We start from the raw sequence: 20,952 nt of genomic DNA on the forward strand, positions 1-20,952 counted from the left end.
ATGATTTTATTGTTTTATTATTGGTTGAGATTTTAGACCTCCATTAGGTACAATACCACCTGCTTCAACATTTCTAACGTCATTAAAACGCTTTTTAAAAGCTTCGGCCCAAGTTTTTTTAGATCCAGGCATTATATCAGTAGGTTTAACAATTTTATACGGGATCTTTTTTAAGCCAGCTTGCTGTGCTGCACCCCGCTGCCGCACGAATCCTTTCGTGTGGCTGTTACATTACAACAATAATATCTTCCAATGTTCCTTTTTCGCCTCTATAATCTTTAGCACTGCTAAAGATGTATTCTTCCTGAAATGTTACCAGTCCTTCTTCAACAGGGTGGTTATAGATGAAAAGATTAATTACATCCATTCAATTACTGCAAAGCTTACAAAATAAACTCCTTCCGGGTTTTTGAACTTATAATTTCTACTCATTACATGACTTAGTTTGGAAACAATTAGAGTATTAAAGTAACATAAATTCATGAATACAAAAAAGCCTGACATTTCTGCCAGGCTGTATTTGTTTTACTTTAGCTATAACCACACGAAAGGATTCGTGCGGCAGCGGGGGGCACTATCTGGGCAAAAACTTTAATTTTATATATATTAATTTAGTCATCCACATTTTATTTTCATATGTCATGGCCTCAATTTCTACAATCAATTCGTCATCTGATAGCCAATTTACCTTTGTTGGCCCCCACCATTCAGGTGAATATTTTAGAATTAAGTCAGGCTTTATATTTGAAAAATCAAATAATTGTATTCCGTTGTGGGAGCACCCAGTTTCAATATCACAATTTATCGAAACTGCCAAACTTGCTTCATTATTAAAATAGATATCTCCAAACAGATAAGTTGATTCTCCTGATTTATTATCTATTAATTTATATCCATTCCCTTCTGGGTATTGAATTCTAATGAAATAAAAACCTTGTCTGTAAAAATAGTTCTCATAATTGTACCTTACTTCTTCGTATCCGTCTCCAGAGTTTACATGAACAGAATGCCACCTTTTATTTTCCAATTTTACAAACAAGCTATCATTGCGTCGACTTACAAAGTTTGAGTCAAATTTTAACTTATAATTCTCAAAAGCAATAGCAGCTTGGTGGTGATTATTATGATATATTTTCAAGGAATCACGTACTTTTTGATCATCATAAGACGTTTTAAAATCAACCTTATCCGTAAGACTAATTAATAGATCATGTGATACTAATCTGATTGTATCTCCTTTCTGAAACTTCTTTATAATGTCAACTTGTGAGTATGATACTTGTGACATTAGCAAGAGTATAAGTAATTGTAAGCTTTTGTTCATAACTATTATCTCTGATTGCATAATATATAATTGATATCATTCTATTTAAAAGGTTCATCTCCATGGGTAGGATTATAATCACTTGAAAGATACCATAAAAATTTTGCTGTATTTTTAGGTGGAGAAAGTACCTTGAAATTAGTCATATTTTTATTTTCCCCATATTTATATGGCCAGTACTTAATTAATTTAGAATCTCCACTTTTATTAACTGAAAATACACTTGAAGTACCTGAATTACCATTGCCGTATTTATAAAACTCCGTCGCAACCACCTTATTTGGACTAAACCTTGAAGATCTAGTTGGGATCATTTGGCCCCTACTTGATGTATATACTTCAGTTGATGTCTCAAAATGTAAATGTTGTTGACTTACATCGGTAGTATAAGCATTTCCAGTCATGCCAGATTGTCCAATTATAGTACCTTGATTTACATTGTCGCCAACCTCTACAGCTGTTGAACTCAAATGAGAATAGAAAGAATAATAAGCAATCTCTTTTTTATCATATATCTGTAGAGCTTGTTCAGTCTCTCCAAATTCATTTAAGACTGATACTTCTCTTACTTTTTGGACAATCTTGTAATGAGCAATCATTACAGACATTCCATAATCTCCTCCTTTTGAGTTATCATATACATTAACAACCTTACCGAAATTAATTGATTTAATATTTGTTCCAACAGGTGCAACATAATCAAAACCAGTATGTGTATAGGTTGTTCCATCTAACCTAACTCGATTGGGAACATCTAGATTACTTGCTCTATTATTTCTAATACGTGGGTTATCAACCGGATCTATTTTATTATCGGATATTGCTTCTTCCAACCCATCCAAATCAATATAAGAAATCGGTTTATTCCCGGCATACTGGAAAGGATTATAATGCGGATAATCAAACTGCAAAGGATCCACACTCACAAACCTACAAATCCAGGCGGCATAATAACGGAAACCATAATAGTAGAGTCCAGTTTCCTCGTCTCTTTCCTTACCTACATACTTGTAGCGCTTTTGAGAGGTTTCGGTCTCGCTTCGGCCACTTCGGTATGAGGTAGTTCCAAAAGGGTGGTACTCCTCGTAAGAAATAATATCAGCATTTTCATCCAATTCCAGGCTTGCAGAACCAAGGTGATTATCCAATTGATATCGAACTATAGCAGTTGGATTTTCTATCAAAGAACTTTGGTCTACTGTCTTTTTGTCAACTGTGGCAATTTTAGCTTTATTCCCGATACAAAATCGGGACAGGCTATCAGAAATGTGAACAGTTGTTCGTTCGGTTTCCAGTATACCGTTAACAAATTTATGATATATTTTAAGAAGAGAAAGTTTTAATACACAAAAACCCACTCACATTGCTGCAAGCGGGTTGTGTTTACATTATTTTCTTTTAAAATGGATAGGAGTGGAGCGCTCGCACCAGCGGTTCGTGCACGCTTGGACTATCTGGGTGAGAGAGCCCATGGAATTATAAGCTAAAGTATTTAATTCTGTTTTCTAAGAATTCAATAAAATTAATAGCATATTGTCCTTGAATATCTGAGTATATACTATACTCTCCATTGTTATCAATACTAAGTAAATCAAAATAGAAGGTTTCATCGTCATTTTCACATATAGCTAACTGATGACTATTAATCAATCCATTTCTTAGATTAGTTTCATGCATATAAACTATATCTCCTCCAACAACTTCATCAAAATCTATTTCATATATACTATAAACTTCTTCTCCACAGATTTGACCTCCTGAATAATTCCTTAGCCACCACTTGTAGGAAGGAGGTAATTTAATACCTATTCTAGCTTCTGCCTTTTCAATCCACTCATCGGATACACCATGACCAAACTCACTAAAATCAACAATGTTTGCATTATTGTTAATTAATAATTTTATTTTACTATAAATGTCCATAAATCTAAATTAAAAATCGTTACTTCTATTTATCCAATATGCTTCTCTCCATTTATTAAAAGATGTTCTATTAATTCCTGAAGGTATTGTGTTAGGGTTAATATGGATAATTTTTTTATACATTTGATGAAAACTTTGAGATACTTCTGCAATTGCTCCATCTTCAGATTGTATCATATGGTGTAAGTTAATGGACTTTCCATCATAACCTATTGGAGCTAGACCATTTTCCATTCTTTGTACATTTGTACCAGTAATTGTTTTACCATTTTTTTTCCAAGAACTAATCAAGTCTGGATCAAAGAGATCTTCTCTTTGAAAGACTTTAATACCCTGAAATTCAGTAACAGCTTTCCAGTACTTTCTAATATTACGACCTGTGCTTACATCCTCAATGAGATTTGCAACTCTGGCAGTTCTTCCTAACGCATTGATACTTCGTCCTGATCCGAACAAAGCTTTCATCTCTGGGATAACTAATAAAGTCGTTACTGAATTAAATATACCCCAACCATAGTCACCATTAGAGAAATCCACATATGCATCAACAGCACCTCCTAAAGTTGACTCATACATGAACTCCAGCGCCCCATATGCAGGATTATTTTGTGGCCTATTATCTGCCCATTTTTGAAACTGCTGCCATTTGTGTACAGCTATTCGTTTAGCTCTCTCTTTTTCTAATTTATCCTGTCTTGCTTTTTCAATTTCAATTTCAGTAACTTGTTTAAACGAAAAGTAACCAAACTGATTCATTAACTTTTCACTATATGGTCCAGATACATTTGCAGATTCTCTCCAACCCTCAAAAGTATTTAGGTAATACCACTCTTCTAATCCATCCAAATCAATATTAGAAATTGGTTTATTCCCGGCATACTGAAATGGCGTATAATGTGGATATTCAAACTGCAAAGGATCCACACTCACAAACCTGCAAATCCAGGCGGCATAGTAGCGGAAACCATAATAGTAGAGTCCTGTTTCCTCATCACGTTCTTTGCCTACGTATTTGTATCTTTTTTGAGAGGTTTCGGTCTCGCTGCGGCCACTTCGGTAAGAGGTAGTTCCAAAGGGATGGTACTCCTCGTAAGAAATGATGTTGGCAGTTTCGTCTAACTCCAAGGAGGCAGAGCCAAGGTGATTATCCAATTGATATCGAACTACAGCAGTTGGATTTTCTATCAAAGAACTTTGGTCTACTGTCTTTTTGTCAACTGTGGCAATTTTAGCTTTATCATCAGAAATATGAACAGTTGTTCGTTCGGTTTCCAGTACACCGTTAACAAATTTATGATATATTTCGAAATCACCAAAATAATATCGCTCTTCACGAATATTGCCTTTCTCTACTACTTTTCGAACGCGTTCTCCACCGGCATTGTACACATAAAAGGCCTTGTTGCCATTGGCATCCAGTTCTACCTGTGTTAACCAATCGTTGTAATCCCAGTGCATGGCTTGCAGGTGTGGCATGCTTAGCATATTGCCGTGGGCATCGTAGCTGTACTCATTCACCCCGGCAGTATGTCCCAAAAGGTAATTGTTATGGGCCTTGTAAAAGTAGTTGCGTGTCCAACTGCCTTCGGCATTTACCGTTTGCATGTTCCCTAGTTGGTCGTAGCTGTAATTGTGGGTATAATTTTGCATGGCATTGGCAGCCGTGTTGGGCAGGCCAATGTTGTTGGCAAAATCGCTATGCGTTGGCATTGCCAAACTGTTCAATTCACGTCCAGTGGCTTTTGTCAAACGGTACAGGGCATCGTACTCGTATTGTCCTTTGGGTTCAATTACAGAGTTGCTGTAATAGAAAGTTTGCTGTGCCTTGTCAACCTGTTCTACAATATTGCCTACAGGGTCGTAGGTATAATTCAGGTCTTGCAGAATATCCTGTCCTGTATTTCGAGTGGTCAGCAATCGGGTTAAGCGGAAGGTTTTTGCATCGTATTCATATTTGGTTTTACTGCCATTGGCATAATAGATATCTGTGCGCTGTCCTTTCTCATTGTAATTGATGTTGTTGATGTAGGCTTTTCCGCCGGAGCTCATGCTTTCCAGCAATCCAGCCTTGTTGTACTGGTAGGTTTCCACCGAGCCATCAGGCAGGATTTTGCTCACCGGGCGATTAAGGGCATCCACACTCATTTCGCTGGTGTAGGTTGTTGCCATAAAGCCTGGGTTGTTGTCCAGATTTCTGTAGCCTTGGTAATCGGCGTAAAAAGTTTTCCCTGTCATTTCAGGATTTCCTTTAAAGTCGTAGCTTACCATTTGTGTGCGGCCACTTTGGTCGTACTGAAATTCCAACTGCCCGATGTTGTTCAGAAAATCTGAGGTACCATAAACCTGTTCTTGTACTTTTATTTCAGCATTGTTTTCTTCTTTTAAGTAAGTAGCTAATGGGCGTCGCAGGGCATCATAGTCATTACGCACCTGGTGATTTCGGCTGTCCCATAGGTATAGTGGCTGCCCACCTGCATCGTTCAGCATTGTGTGTGTTCCCGAGTCGATATTGTGCACTTGCAAGGCTTGTTGCATGGCAAAGGTATTGGTGGTCATCAGCCTGTTTTTGGCATCGGTGACTTCTATTGGTCGACCTGCAATATCAAGCTTGGTATGCACACGGTATTTTCCGGCATCGCCGTTATCGTCTTCTACCATGTACTCACGCCCCATATTGTCGAAATAACGCACCTGTGGCGTATTGGCATGTGATTCTGTGAGCCTTGCAGCTCTTTCTTTTGACGACTCTGTAGGATCAGTTGGGTCGTATGGATCATAGGGATTGTATGGATCATTTGGATCAAAAGGATCACCTCCTCCTCCAAATAGATCATCCCACCAATTACCTATATCACCATCTCCTCCCATGCCTGGGATGTTATTGGTAATGTACCATTGGCTCTCCAATACGGTGTCATTCTGATCGTAATTGCGCTGTTCCCATGGTGTAAACTCTACTTTGGTAAATGTACCATCCGGAAGGTCGGTTCGAATGTTACGTCCGATAGGATCGTAAAATAGCTTAGGGCTTACTCCGTGTTGCACCAATACCAATTCATCTTCGTATTCGTGTGTGGTACTAAAATAGGGTTCATACTGCCTTACCACCTCTCCTTTGTTGTTGTAAACTGTACGTCCGGTACCTACCCAACGATTTGTTGTCTGTACTTTTTGTACATAGCCATAAATTACCTGCATGGCTTCACCATCTTCGGCCTGCACCTTGGTCATTACCAAGTTTCCCCATCCTCCGGTGTATTCATAACTTTCCACCCAATTGGTATTGCCTGCACCATGTTCAACTCGCATTTCTACATGTCCCTGAATGGGTTTCCTATTGCTTGTCCAGGTATTCAAATTGTAGCTGTATTTCATGCTTGGGTCGGCAAGGGTATCGCCTTCACCGTTAGAGCCAAATAATGCCACTGCCTTAACCATTCCAAGAGTATCAAAAGCCAATTCCTGTCCATTTCCATTGGGATTGGTCAGTTTTTTTACCTGCAATACGCGATAGTCTACCTCGGCTGTGTTTTTAAAGCCCAGGGCATCGGTGGTTTCGGTCAGCATCAATTGATAGGTATCGTATGTCATGTGGGTTTTGTTCCCAAAAGCATCGGTCTGCATGCTTGGTAGGTAGAAAGCCAGTTTGTTAAAGCTGACTACTTCCGATGGAATCCACCAAACTCCGGACTGATCACCAGTTCCTGGTTCAAACACGTAAGCTGCCTTGTTGGATAAGCGTTCTATGCTGTATTTCTCGCCCGAAGGATCGATGCTGTTGATCAGATCTTCAGTCAAATCAGCGCTAAGCGATTTGTAAGGCAAGGCATGAGATGCAATTTCGCCTAGTGGCAAGCTTCCTGTTAAAGCCTCATCGTAGAAGAATGATTTCTGGTGTTGAAAACAGCGCATCTCCAATCCACTTGATGGAGTTGCAGAGAAATCAATTTCGTTGGCAAAATCCAAAGCTGCCTGTAAACTTTCCTTGTTGAAAGGAATTCCTGTATACACCAAACCCGTAAATTCCAGTTGTTTGCTTTTGTAAGCAATTCCAATCATTTGCAGATTGCTTTCGGAACGGTTGATGTAAGCGCTTTGTGTACAAACCACTTTTAAACTTTTCTGTTCGTTGGTAGCCAAAGCAGAACGACGAGGATAAGCAATGCTAAAAGCATCCAATACATTGCCGTAATCATCGGTGTTTAAAGTTAGCGTATGGGCAATTCTTGGATCATTTGCATCTCTTTCGTAATGGTAAGAGATGGCCTCGTTGTTGATCGGTAAAAACACGGCATGTTTGTTTTGGCCCTTGGCTTGCAAGAGCTTTACGGTCATGTTTTTTTCTTCTACCATGTAAGGAAGACCTTCTTTGCCTGATCCATCCTTGGCATAAATCTCGGAACGTAACAATTGCCCACGCAGTGCACGACATGCTTCACGTTCTTCTTCGTGGCTTAAGCCTGAAGGCAAAACAGAATCTGGAAGTGTCCAGGTCTGGCTATCGCCCTTAAAATATTCCTGTGCAAATTGAGTAGAAATTGCCTCTCTGTTTTTGTAAATGCCATTGTGAAACCAGCTTTTTGTGTATACAGGATCTTGATACCCGTCAGTAGAATCTACAAGATCTTCGGTATCCCATTGTTCTACCATACCAAAACCCCGGAATTCACGCTCGTATACATCGTAATGTCCGTGGTGGTAAGCATATCTACTTACCAGTTTGGTATTGCTTACCTGCTCAAGATCTTCCACGCGTTCCAGTACCTGAACAGGGAAGGGGAGTCGGGTGATCCATGGCTTGCCAGCCAATTTATCCTGCATGTAAAATTTGGTGGAAGGAGCATATTGCAAACTCACCTTGCGGCCCATATTGTTTTCGAAAGCCGTTAACAAATAGGGTTTAATGCCTGATGTAAGTTCCACAAAAAGCAAGTGATGCTGATGATGAGGTAATGGGGAAGACCAAATCAAACAGGACGTACCATTTCCCATTAGATCGCTTACCGATACCTGTGATAAATTATCAACAGCCGGGAAAGCACTGATAAAGTTTGCATTGCTCCAGGAGTTACCCGCCTGGTTTTTATAGTAAGTAACTTGTGATGCATTTAAATAGATGATATCTGTTGTGCCCGTGCCATCAACATCGGTTAAAAGTACTCGCGATGGGTTAAAACGATCCGGCGCATCCAATAATGGCGGATTGGCCATTAGTACTTTTTCGCCAAAACGACCATAACCCATGTTTGGCCAGTAGCAAACCGAATGGTGTGTAATGCGCACAATGTCGCTCAAGCCATCGCCTGTCATGTCAGCCAGGTAAACGGAATTTTTAGCATCGGAGAAGAGTATTACGGGAGCCAAATCATCATCATGACCCATATCTATTTTACGATAGCCTTTGTATCCTTCTTTCCCTGCTGAAAGGTAGAGTTCGAAGTAATTGCCACGACTAATTAGCAAGTCGCCCAAACCATCGCCCGAGAGGTCGATTTGTTTCACATCCGGATGGTTCATGTCCACATTGGGCATGTTGTCAAATGACTGGAAATTTTGCCACTCACCATCTTCATAGCTGTAGTAACCATGAATGCCGGGAGCATGAACAATCATTTCGGATTGTGAATCACTGTCTACATCGCCCAGGTAAAAAGAAGCTGTGCGCGCTTGTTTTACATTGGGTTTTAGATCGAGCTGTTGTACTTCTCCAAAAACAGGAGTTGGATCGGTGATGGTTTCGGTGCTGTCGGTCCAGCGTGCATCACCCAGGTTTGGCTTGTAATACCAGGCCTCGTTTTCGGTTTTTAGCAAAGAACTGATGCCTTCGCCATGCAAATCGGCCCATTGCCAACCTGATGTTGCCAAAGCATTGGGTAGATTGTCCATCACATCTTGCTTAACGCTATGCAATTTGTCGCTTACCTGTGCTTTGCTATAGGTAAAACTTAAAGGAGGCATTGATGCAGTTTGTGCGCCATCGTGAGCAACATGTTCCACCTGCATGAGTTGTGCCATGTGTTCATCCTTACTGTACTGTAGTTTGGTAGATTTTACCAATTGGGCATCGGCTCCCAGATTGTTTGTGAAATGATGAAACATAAGGACACGTTCGCACAAACGATAGGTACGCATTTCGAATCCTGCCCGGTACACCGAGAAAGGATCCTGACGTTTGTTCCAGCTTGCCGATGGTGTCACAGTACTTCCATTGCTGTTGTAAGTGCTGTAGTTGCCATAGTCGAAGGCCAGGGTAAAAAGCCAATTGCCTGCATAACTTCCATCAACAGGATCGTACATAAGGGTGTTGCCATATTGCACCTGGTTGGGATAGATATTGGTAAAGGCTTTGTTGTTCGCCAGACGATGTTTTTCGTATACATCAGGTGAAACATTGTCGCTGTTTTCCTTCAGGTAGGTATATCGCATCAGGTTCCCCAATGCGTCGTAAGATTCTTGCAAATACCAGCTGAATATTTTTGTGGAATCATTGGGATGGGCAATTCTGGCAGATGCATCTTTTCCATATATGGATGTAAGATTTTCTTTAGAGATGGTGCGCCAGTGTACTTCGCCATTTGTGGTGTTGCGCCATTGTTCTATTTGGGCAAACAAACCTTCGGTACGAGGTCTGTAGCGTTTAATCACATAATCACCTTGGCTTTGTGTTGCTTCATCAACAGGCACCAAATCTTCGGCTCCTGAAAGAATGAAGGTATCCGATTCGTTGTTGTCATCGTATTGAGGCAAGCCTTTGTCAGTTTTGCGAGTAATGTTAGGAATGCCAACACTCCAGCCCAAACCAAAAGCGGAATTTCCACCACCCGAATTGTAGGATAGTCCCAGTTGTGGGGTAAAGCCATTTCGTCCAGGACTAATGGACAGGGGAGCGCTCATCGAGAAGGTTCCGGTGACTGGATTGGTTTCGAACTTTTCGCCAATCCCTTGAATTGCACCACCTCCCTTGGGGAGATTAATCAAAGATTGAGGCCCTTTTTGAGCCCCATCATTTTTCTCAGCATCAGCGGCCTGCCCAATCGGTTTTATATTCGATTGTGGTAATGCTGATGTTTGAGAATTGCTATGTTGTTCGGATTGTTCCGATTGATTGAAGTTCATGAGAATAATAATTATCAGTTAATAATGAGTAATGAATAAACAGTATCAAGCTGCTTTATCATAGAAAAGGAAGTCCCGTTGCAAGGGCAGGTTGCCCTAGCGATTCGTAAGACCAATTATTATTTATCGGAATGTTAGGTGACGGGACTTCCGGAAGGAAACACTTCTTACAGCATTATTTGATTCATGAATGAGAACTTCAAATTCCGCTGCTAGAATGAATTCTTACCCTATGAAATGGTATATTTCATAACAATCATAAAGTCATCGCTTACAGGAATGTTCGCATTGCTTGATATGTCTACAGTTACTTTATCAGCCAATTCTTTGCTGCTGTTTAAACCACTTGTTGTTAGAATGATAGGATCATCCTGAGTTTCACCTTTCAATTTGATGCCTTGTACAGCTTCAACTTCAATGGTTTTGCCTTGCAAGTAGAATGGCAATTGCGACCTCTTAATCTCAATACTTACATTCTCACTTCCTACTTTAGCCCAAGCTTCAGGGTATTGTGCTTTCAGACTGAACATAGAAGCCAGGCTGTTGCCTTCGGTAAGCTGATTTAAGCTAGTAATCAGATTGTTTTCTGCATTGGTTTTGTCTTGCGCAGATCCTTCTTCAGCAGTATAATTGATATGCATGATAACATCGTTAATGCTACTGTAGTCAAACTGACGCATGGCAGTAGGCAAGGACAGGTTCCAAACGTTGGCTGCATCGGCACCTTCAAATGGCAGGTATCGGGCATCGTTGAAATTCAACTCAAACAATCCGCTATCGCTAACTGCGCTGCTGGTTGCCATGTTCTTTACTTTCACATTCTGATCGGCAATGCTTAAATTCGCTGATATGGAAGTGTAAGCCCCAGCCACACAAGGAATGCTTAAGGATACGCTTTTGATTCGGCGTTTTACATGTCCTGGATGATCTAAATCGTAAAGTACTTCAGGAATTACAATCTGACAGGTTCCACTGCTTCTTAAATCTAAAATTTGTTGTGGATCCAACATGGCTAGTGATACATGCTTGGTCAATTCATACTTGCGCTTGTGATTGGCCAGGTAATCGGCCTCCATTTTCTTAAGCTCTGTATACAATTTTTCACCGGCAAGTAAGCCTTTATCCTGTGCATTGAAGAAGTTATTGGTTAATGGCTGTCTTACTTTGTCAGGAGTCAGCTCGTAATGGTAAGCTCCTTCTGCCTGCTTGGCCATTTCGAATGCCAGGTTAAAGGCATCTCGATATACAACTGTAATAGCATCTGCCATTCTGAAATACAAATCCTTATTGGTGAATTTGTTGCTCAATACATCAAAATATTCTTGATTTTGCTTTACCTGTAGCTCATGATTTTCCAAATCTTTAATGGCAATTGCCTTTCGAATTTCAGCCGATAACTCCTGTTGCTTCAATTGCTCCAATTCGCGCTTTGCCATATCAGCCTGGAAGTTCCAGTCTTGCTTACGGCGTTCGTAGCCGGCGATAAGACCTGTACGAGTCCCCATGTGGCTAGAAATGGAACCTAACATGCTTAAAGCAGAAGACCAATAATGAAGAGGTTTAGATGCTTTTTCTCCTCCAATTTTTACTACCCAATGAGGGGATCCTCCAAAACCAGATCCACCAAATGTTATGTCTGGAATAGCACTTACAGCACCTGCTGACATCTGAAGAGCTTGAGATGCAGTTTGTAAAACCATTCCAGCATCCATATAATTCAACTGCTGCTGCTCTTTACCATTAATTTTTTTCTTCTTGCGATAGTATTTTTCCCTGAACTGGGTATTTTCCTGCTGCAATTTCAGTTGTTCAATGGCCTCTTCAGATTCTTCTACACTCTTGGTCTTGATACTTGTAATCTCATCAATCAGTTTGTTTTCGTGCTGAGTACGAAGTACGCTAATCTTTTCCGTTTCTCCTTTTTCGAGAGCCGATAACAATTGTGATCCCAATGATTTTACTTCTCCACAAATTTCCAACGCACGTTGCAATAGAGTTTGGAATCGGTAATCAGTTGAGTTGGCTTTGCCTGGATTCAAAAGTTCACCAATTTTAATGCCTGCCATGCGTGCACGGATTAATAATGCCGGATCGATTGGAGGAGCAAACAAGGCAACGGTTCGCTTAATTCCATCAATATTCAGGCTATGACGAATCTTGAATAATCTGTCGGCTACTCGATCCCAGTAGGCAAGCATTTTGTCATTCTTTGGAATGCCAAAGTAAAGCTTGGCCACATTACCATCGTGTTCCATTGCTCCGTATACATCGGTTAGCATTCCTTTTTGATCCTTCTCTTTGCTAAATGGTTTCGAAGCGATTTCCAACTCATTTGACTCTATGTACTTTTCAAAGTAGGCTGCATTTTCTGGTTTAATCAATCCTTCCTCAAAGTACTCAATGGCATTGCCCATGCCATCGCTGTTCATTTCACCATAGGTTTTAGGTGCCAAAATTTCCGTTTCAAGAACTTCAGGTTTACGACCTAATAACTGGGCTGCAATCATGTAATACTGCATGGCTTCGTTGATGGATTCCGTGGTATCAATGCGGAACTGGTTATCGCCGTGAGCAATAATAATATCCAGGTAACGCATGATTACGGCTTTCATATAAGCACCAGGTCGCATCTGAGCTACATTGTGAGGTTTAAACGGATCGCTGCTCCACATTTCAATCTGCTTGTTCAACTCTATATTCGAAGGGTCCTGATCTTCTTTCATGTTCAAATCGAACAAGAGGTCTTCAATACCAGTTGTAGCATTGTAATCGGCAAATGGTTTAAATTTCCAGTAACGGGATGCTCCTTCTCCTTCGGTTTCACGTGGATCAAAAATGTAATGCATCCATCTTAATGCTTCTTCATAATTGCCTTCAATCAAGAAACGGTTTGCCAACAGGAATGGAATATGGAAGAACAGCTCCCAGTTGTAAATGGAGTAGGCACCAGCTAAATCATATTCGAATTTTTCTGCGATGTACTTCTTGTTGTCTTCAAGTTCTGTAACTTCCAGTGTATTTTTCACCACTTCGTTATTCAACTCAAAATCTTTTAAAAGATCTGTATTTGCTTGCTGTGGCAATAGCTTGTGATTTTCATCTTCAATGCCCAAAGGATCAAGAATTCCATCAATACCATATCGTTGTAGATTGGAGCGTAAGCTCTCCATGTATGGATGATAAGCCAGTCCGGCAATCATCTCAGGCTTGAAGGTTAATGGTTCTGCCATTAGCAGATCAGCATTCACTGGTTCATAAATAACTTCCTTATTAATTTGTGGTTCTTTAATTACGCACATGAACTCATGCTCATGGGTGAAGTAATGAGGCATTTTGTAGTCACAACGCTCATCTCTTCTCCACCTGTCATGATTTCTCTCTTCACGATAGTATCTGTCTTCACGATAATACCTGTCTTCGTAGTTACGACATGAATACTCAGGGTGATAGTACCTTCTGATTGGTCTGAATTTAGGTTCTGTATAGGTGTATCGAATCACTTTTTTCAAAAGGACTGAGCTTCGTTCTGCTTTAACTCTTGGAATGAATACCACTGATTGTAGGTTGGTTTCTACAACAAAAGGAGCGTTGCTGATGAAATGCTTGTATTGATGAGGATAAACCAAACGGGTGCGTCCTTTAATGTTTTCAACTACATTGTTGGTATAGGCAATACCATTGGTGGCAGCTACCGGTAATGACAACCATTTCTTGGAATTCTTCATCTGCGCTTTTTGCCCATAGGTACTCATGCCTTGTGGCATTACATAGTCCTTGCCTGTGAAGCTTCCTTGCTTTGTAAGGTGAATATGATTGAAACATTCCACCGAGAAGCTATGACCTTTGTTTTCGCCTAAGAAAGTTTTTGGATCATTCAAAATGTGTAAGTACTTGCTATCGCTGTTGTCATAAACCAGGCGGTAATCATATTTCTGATCTGTTCCTGAATTGTCAATCAATACTTTGTCTTCACAAGTACGCTTGCGAGTCCATTTGTTGTCGATAAGTTCACTCCAGCAAAGCTTCATCTCCAACTGCTTTTGTGCACGTTTTGGAGTAATGGTTGATCCTTCCGATGGATTTTTTACAGATAAATCATCATCGCTAGGTTCCTTGGCTACATCAGTACATTCCAGCCAGAAAGCTACCAAACGATCTTTAATAATGGCAGGAGCTATGTGTTCAGAATTGATCTCAATTCCCATTTTCTCCCATGGTGTCCAGTAGGATTCATTTACCAGTTTGCGATAGAAATACTCGCGAGGTTCGAATCGTGAACGGCCAATTACATGTAATACCGAGAAATTATTGTGCTCTTCGTTGTACAACTGGCAGATTTCAATATTGGCTACTTGTTCAAACTTGGAGATGTAATCCATGTAGGAATCGTTAACCGTTTCTTTGGTAATTTCTTTACCGGTAAGATCTTTTTCCAAATCTTTAAAGAATGGAGTTTTATTGTCGCGCAACTCAGGTTCCAGCCAGTTTTCAGGATATAGGAAGATTTTACGATTGGCTTCCCACACACGATAAAGACTCATCCATTCCCATTTCTTAGCATCTTCTTTAGTGAATGCAACGTCGGTTTCAAGTCCCAATTGAATACGTTTAATAAAGGATTGTACCGTTAATGTTGCCTGAAGAATGCGGCTGCTTGCAACAGCTGGTGTCATTTGAGTATCAATCATGAAGTAGGAATACAGATCGTAGATATCTGTAAACTGTTCACTCTTTTTCTCAAACAGGTAGTGTACCAATGCATCTCGCTGCTTCATTCTAAGCTGGTCGCGTCCTGTGCTCATTTCTGCCTTGTAAACAGCAGCATTGGCTTTTTCCTGTGCAAGTTTGGCAATGCTTTTAACTGATTGTTCTGCTTCAGTAACATCGGTCCATTTCCATTTAATCAGTTTCAGTGCATCGGCAGATTGAATGCCATATCTGTTTAAAAACTGATTGATCTCAGCCGCCTGAATAAACCAGTTAAGGTTTTTATTGTAAAAAGTGTCATTTGGTTCTGGTTCAGACTCATCATTGTGTTTCCATAAAGATAAGAAAGAAACACCTTCTTCTACATTGGTATTCCAGTCAATATAAGTTGAAAGATCGCCCAAAGCTTCTTTATTGTTTGATAGAATTGCATTGTAAAAGTCAAATCCATTCTTCTCATCCAAAAGAAATTGCTTGGCCTGGCAAATCGCAGCAAGTTTTGCGAAATCTTTGTAGGAAACTGCCTGCGCAGAATCCATAGGCAAGTTGAAGATGTTTACAGGACTACTATCTATGTGAGCCAAATCTTTCAGATTAATGTTCATTTCCTCAGAAAGAGATAAACTTTTCAGGCAAGACTTGATAGCAGCAAGCAACTTGGTTTCTACAACGGAAGTCTCATCAGTTCCCGGATCTGCAGTATAGTTGGCAACATCCTTACCATCAATGGATTTTTGTTCCAGTACCTTTGAAACGAATGGTAATTCCAATTTTGTGGTAATATTTAATTGTTCTTCAATGACTGGTTGCAGAGCAAGGGCCAAAGCATCTTTCTGTTCCTGGCTCATTTGCTGGTTTTCCTCTAAAACAGGAGAAAACTCGTCTTTTTTATCAAGAATATTAGCAACAATTTTCTTTGCTCTCTTCTCAAATTCCTCTAACTCTTCTGCACTTCCGTGATGTTGCAAGAGGAACAATAATTCCATTACATTCGTTTGATTAGCAATTACGGTTTTTTGAACATTGCTTAGTGTTTCTACACTGTCAACCAAAGCTGTTGTAACATCAAACTGAATGAGTTTACAGTATGCCAGGAATTCCTCAATTTTTAAACCATAGCCTTCGGCTAACTGCCAAGCTGTGATCATATTTTGAATACCTCTTGCAGTTAATTTTGGCTTTTTGTCGGTATTTTGCTCCAGAAAGTTTGAAAGGGCCAATAGCTCTTCATCAGTTAGGTTCATTGCTTCCTGTAGATATTCCATAAATACATGGGCTTCGCCTTCAGAATTGTAAGCTGTAGCATTTAAAGGTGCTCCGCTTTCATCGCCAATGGTTAACCATTCTTTTAATGTTTCTTTATGCTCTTCTGGCAAATCATTGTCAATAAAGTTTTGGTTGATGAAAGATGTGGTTTTATTGTATTCCAATACAACAGCCTTACCAAATATACATGCAACTTGATTGTCAGACAATCCAAGATATTCCTGTTGCATTTTCGCATTACCGATTCTTTCTGCTGCTGCTAAAGTAATCAGTTGGTTGTTGCTGTTAATGGTTTTGTAGTAGGCTTTGTATGCCGGATTCAATAGTAAAATTGCATCCAATACAGGAGTCGACCATTCAGTAAGCATCATTAATCTGCGGAATTGGAACATGCGCATTAAGAATGCCTTCAGCCTGTCTGTTGAGCCAAAATCAAGAAAAGCTGTACTCAATTCCTGTTTTCCACTGTAGTGGATGGTAAAGCGTTGATAGTTTTCACCATCTGTTACATATGGATTTACGTAGTAGGAGCCAACCAAGGCATTGAATTCATCGAGTGTCATGACTGATGTTTCGATAAATCCTTTTACAGGTAATTTTGTGGGTGCAGGATTAGGATTTTCTCCAAAAACAGTATTGAAAACAAAGTCAAGTACAGTGTTTGTATTTGTTGGGTTTTCAGGGAAAAGTACCTGTTCTTCACTGGTCATTCCCAAAACGTCGAAATATGGATTTACCGCATTTTCAACCATCTTGTAGTATGGTTCTGCCAGTTTGGTTCTATTAATTCCCAAGGCTTTGCCAAACAACTTTAGCTCTTCACTAAACAAATCGAAAGGTTTCGACAGCCATGAAGTAATGGTGTTTTTCTTGATTTTATCATACACGGAATATTGTGTGTATTCAGGATCGGTTTTTAGCTGTTCTTCGGTTTTTGTGGTGTCCCATTTATCAATTGAATAATTTCCATTTTCATGATGATAGATTGCATTTTCCAATATTTCCATTACCAAATCGATGTATGGCAAAGGAGTTAATGCATTGGTGCAATTCAATGGAATTTCTGCAATATCCGGACGGCGTTCAATTAGTTTATCGAATAAGCTTTCTTTGCCAGGAGTATCACTAACCTTGAATTGTTTCAATACATTTAGTACATCTACTAAATAAGCAGCCGGTCCTAATACTGATTCACCATGTTTGGTATCCGTTACATCCTGATCACCAAAAAGAATTGACATTTCAGGCAAGCTCAACAATTGAATCTCACTTTTATTGTCGCCTGAAAGTTTCTTGTCTTTAACTATAACAGGCATTCCCGAATTGGCGCTTCCTGAATATTTGTTTAAAATGGCAAGTGCTTTATTTACTTTGTACTCGGCATTTCTGTATAATTTAAGGCATACTTCATCCTCTAAAATAGCATTCATTTTATTGATGAAATTTTTTCTGCCAGCTTTTACGATGTCGTAAGACGATAGGTAAGCATTATCGATTAAAGCCTTAATGGTATCATACTTACCTTCAGACGTAATGCTGTACACACGCTGAATAGTAGTCAAGAAGTTAATAAAGTCTTCTTTAGTGTATGCTCCTAAACTTGAATAGAATGTACTTAGAGCATTATCTACTGTGGTGGTTTTAAGGAAATCACGAACAGGTCCTTTTTCAATGTCAAATGTGGAACCGGCAGAATCAACAATGCCATAGAAATGAGCGCTGCTACTCATGCTTTCATCAATTAATTTGACTCTTAAGGCATTGAACATTGTTGTTAAATTGGTCTCTCCTTCAATTGCGAAATCTACATTCGGTTGTGCCAAATCAAAAAGAAGAGATTCAGTAGCAAATTTATCCTCAATCTGATTGTAAATAAAATTAGCGTAAGCTTCTGCTGTTGTTATTCCTTCTGGCATATCATCAGAAGCCAGAATAGTCGATGCATCCTCATTAATTTTAGCAATAATGTCAGTTCTGTTCATTTTTAACAACTCGCTGAATGGCTTTAGAGATCCTGCATCCAAAAATCGGTTTACAAATTTCTCATTGGCATTGCAAACCTCGCTGTATTGAATGGCAAGCTTCAATTGTACTTCTTCATTCACATTAAAAGGCAATGCCATCCAAAAATCACCCTCCAATTCCTCTGTTAAATCAGTATTCTCATAAGAGAATTGGGCCATTGTTTTGATGAAGGCATCTTTCTTTGTAGCATCAGCCATAACTGCTTTTACAGCATCACTTTCAATGCCTGTGAACACCTCGGTAAACTCTTTGGTTACCACATCAAGTAGCTTGGTTCTAATGTCTTCCAGAGCTTTTGTAATGTCCTTTGTTGGAATTGTACGATCATCAATGGCTTCCTGAATTTTTGCACGTAAAGTATTGTCAGACATGCTAAAGAAAACTGCAACATCCAATTTTACCCCCTTGTTAACCAGTCCAAACAGAATTGCTTCGTGATCTTCCAATCTCATCTGACTTTTAAAATCGCGTGCCTGGCTTAGATTCTGCACATCCTCTTCGCTTACACCAATTAGTGAGGCTACAAATGGAGTCTCTTCTGCACTGTATCCTTTAATTAAGCTACGAGCAGGTGTAGTGCTGTCTGCTGTATTGCTTGCAGAAATTAATTCTTCCTCACGATTAATTATTCGTGAGTATTCGTCCAGAGTATTGTTTTCAAATAAGTAATTAACTTCCTCTTCTTGATTGCTTGTTACTAATTGTGGAGACCAGTAGGAATTGTAGGTTTCGATATAATGATTGTGTAATGTAATCTGTCCGGAAGTAACACTTTCCGGAATGCGAATGTAGGTTTCCCGTGCTTTTCCATCGGAGTGGTAAACTACCTTTTTATCGAGTACCCGGTAATATTTATGATTACTGTAATTGAGCACTCTTCTATAGAAAAGCTTTTCCAATGGAGTACTTTCATCTACCCATGAAACCAAGCTTGCGTTTACCTTACCACTTTCAGAAGTATTCGAAACGTATTCGTAAATTTTACGATTTGTCTCTGTGATTACTTCGAACCACTCACCTTCGGAGTAATTGCCGCTTGCGTTAACTACTTCTGTCGTAATTTCAGTTGCGGTATCGCCTAAAATAGAAGGATTGGTACTTGCGAATTCCGATAAAACATCCTCATTATTATAGAATTTTAATCGTAAAGCATTTTTTTCATTGCCATAATAAGGAATTTTATATTCTCCATTAATGTTGGTAAAAGCTTTTGCTCCATCAATTAAAGTAGCAGTAGAGCTGTCGTTGTCAGTATCTCTGTATAATTCAATAAGACAACCTGCTGCATTCACATAGTTCTGGCGCTTAACAACACCACTTACAGATGATCTTGAAGCAATAAACAGATTTTTTAGATAGAGGGGTTGTATAGATCTAATTTCTACATTACCATTTCCAACCAGGCCAAGTTGTGTGCCTCCCTGGTAAACGAAAAGTTCAACAGGATTGTTGATGTCTGGATTGTTATTAATAATCAGTTCACTTGCAAGAAACTGAATGCTAAAGCTACCATCAGCTCTACAGGCAGTTTTTTTTCTGTAGATCAGGTTTTTATCTGAATCGTGTTGATAGGCATACACATACAAGCCTTTGCCCAAGCCTGAAGTGGAATGATCGAACACGCGACCGGTAATCATGAACGAACTGTGTTGTTTACCTGATTCAGGTTCAAGTCTTTCAGGTTCTCCTCCTGGACCTAAATCGTCAAATATATCTTTTTCATGTATCATATTGATATTTGTTTATTAAATACTGCTGAGGATCAATGTAAAAGCAGTATTTGATGTTTCAAATTATAGCATAGGATACCCCGGGCAGGCCGCCAGCATACAGTTCTGTCGGTCTGCCAATTTTCAATTTTATTTATTGAAAATTAAGGGTATGCTATTTTGTTTGTTTGAGTTGTATCCCTTGTTAGAGGTTTATGATATGGTATTACTTTCTTGTTGGGGAAAAGAAGAAAAAGTAATATCAAATTTCAGATCCGGATATTCATTTCTTCATTTAAGGGATAGTAAAGTTGTGTTAGTTGTTAACACATTAGTTTGTTTTTACTTTTCGATGAAAGGCATTAGGACTTTCATTTCTTCGTATTCGATTTCTGGTACAGCATCGAAAGGAATTGAGCTGAATTCAATGGCAGGATCTATTTCCTGATCAAGGGTTTCCACAAAATCGGATTGTTTTTTAATTTCTGCTTCAACTACCTCTTTGTTTTCTTCTTGCAATTCAGTCAATTGTTTTTCGTACTTCTTTTTCTCTTTTACAATGTTTGGGTAGCCATAACCATCATTTGTAACACTTCCTTTTCCATCAGGTTGTGAATAAACGATCACTTGTCCATTTTCATCTAATTCAGCATGAGATGCAATCAATTCATGTCTCTTTTGCTCAAAAGCTTTGTATTCTTCCGATTGTTCACGCAATTTGTCAATGGACTCAATGCGCTCATCAATCATCTTTTCATTCAATAGTAAGGCCAATTTGAACTTGTTGTTTCCCTTCTTGTTAACACGGTTGATTACCTCTTTTAACTCGTACAAATTTTTGTTTTTCATGTTGTAAAATAATTTTTTGTTTATGCCAGCACG

Annotated in this window: 8 protein-coding genes; all 8 read right to left on the reverse strand. The window is 39.4% G+C overall.

Annotated features, from left to right (window positions below; all coding sequences use genetic code 11):
• Window positions 1–6: 6 nt before the first annotated feature.
• On the reverse strand, window positions 7–132 hold the full coding sequence (locus ACKPCA_RS15970) for a hypothetical protein (RefSeq protein ID WP_321279994.1): 126 nt from the start codon (window positions 130–132) through the stop codon (window positions 7–9).
• A gap of 94 nt (window positions 133–226) precedes the next feature.
• Window positions 227–367: a hypothetical protein gene (locus ACKPCA_RS15975; RefSeq protein ID WP_321279995.1), complete on the reverse strand. Its 141-nt coding sequence runs from the start codon at window positions 365–367 to the stop codon at window positions 227–229.
• Window positions 368–574: 207 nt separating this feature from the next.
• Window positions 575–1,288: a hypothetical protein gene (locus ACKPCA_RS15980; RefSeq protein ID WP_321279996.1), complete on the reverse strand. Its 714-nt coding sequence runs from the start codon at window positions 1,286–1,288 to the stop codon at window positions 575–577.
• A 77-nt stretch (window positions 1,289–1,365) separates the two neighbouring features.
• Entirely contained in the window at window positions 1,366–2,508 is a 1,143-nt protein-coding gene (locus ACKPCA_RS15985; protein WP_321279997.1) for an RHS repeat-associated core domain-containing protein, read from the reverse strand.
• 292 nt (window positions 2,509–2,800) lie between these two features.
• On the reverse strand, window positions 2,801–3,247 hold the full coding sequence (locus ACKPCA_RS15990) for an SMI1/KNR4 family protein (protein WP_321279998.1): 447 nt from the start codon (window positions 3,245–3,247) through the stop codon (window positions 2,801–2,803).
• Between the two features lie 9 nt (window positions 3,248–3,256).
• Window positions 3,257–10,363 (reverse strand): SpvB/TcaC N-terminal domain-containing protein, encoded by a 7,107-nt coding sequence (locus ACKPCA_RS15995; protein ID WP_321279999.1) that lies wholly within the window; start codon window positions 10,361–10,363, stop codon window positions 3,257–3,259.
• A gap of 230 nt (window positions 10,364–10,593) precedes the next feature.
• Window positions 10,594–20,091, reverse strand: a complete 9,498-nt coding sequence (locus tag ACKPCA_RS16000; RefSeq protein WP_321280000.1) for a Tc toxin subunit A-related protein — start codon at window positions 20,089–20,091, stop codon at window positions 10,594–10,596.
• Between the two features lie 321 nt (window positions 20,092–20,412).
• Window positions 20,413–20,919 (reverse strand): hypothetical protein, encoded by a 507-nt coding sequence (locus ACKPCA_RS16005; protein WP_054715344.1) that lies wholly within the window; start codon window positions 20,917–20,919, stop codon window positions 20,413–20,415.
• Between the last annotated feature and the right edge of the window lie 33 nt (window positions 20,920–20,952).

The organism is Marinifilum fragile, from assembly GCF_963677365.1.
Taxonomy (GTDB): Bacteria; Bacteroidota; Bacteroidia; order Bacteroidales; family Marinifilaceae; genus Marinifilum; species Marinifilum fragile.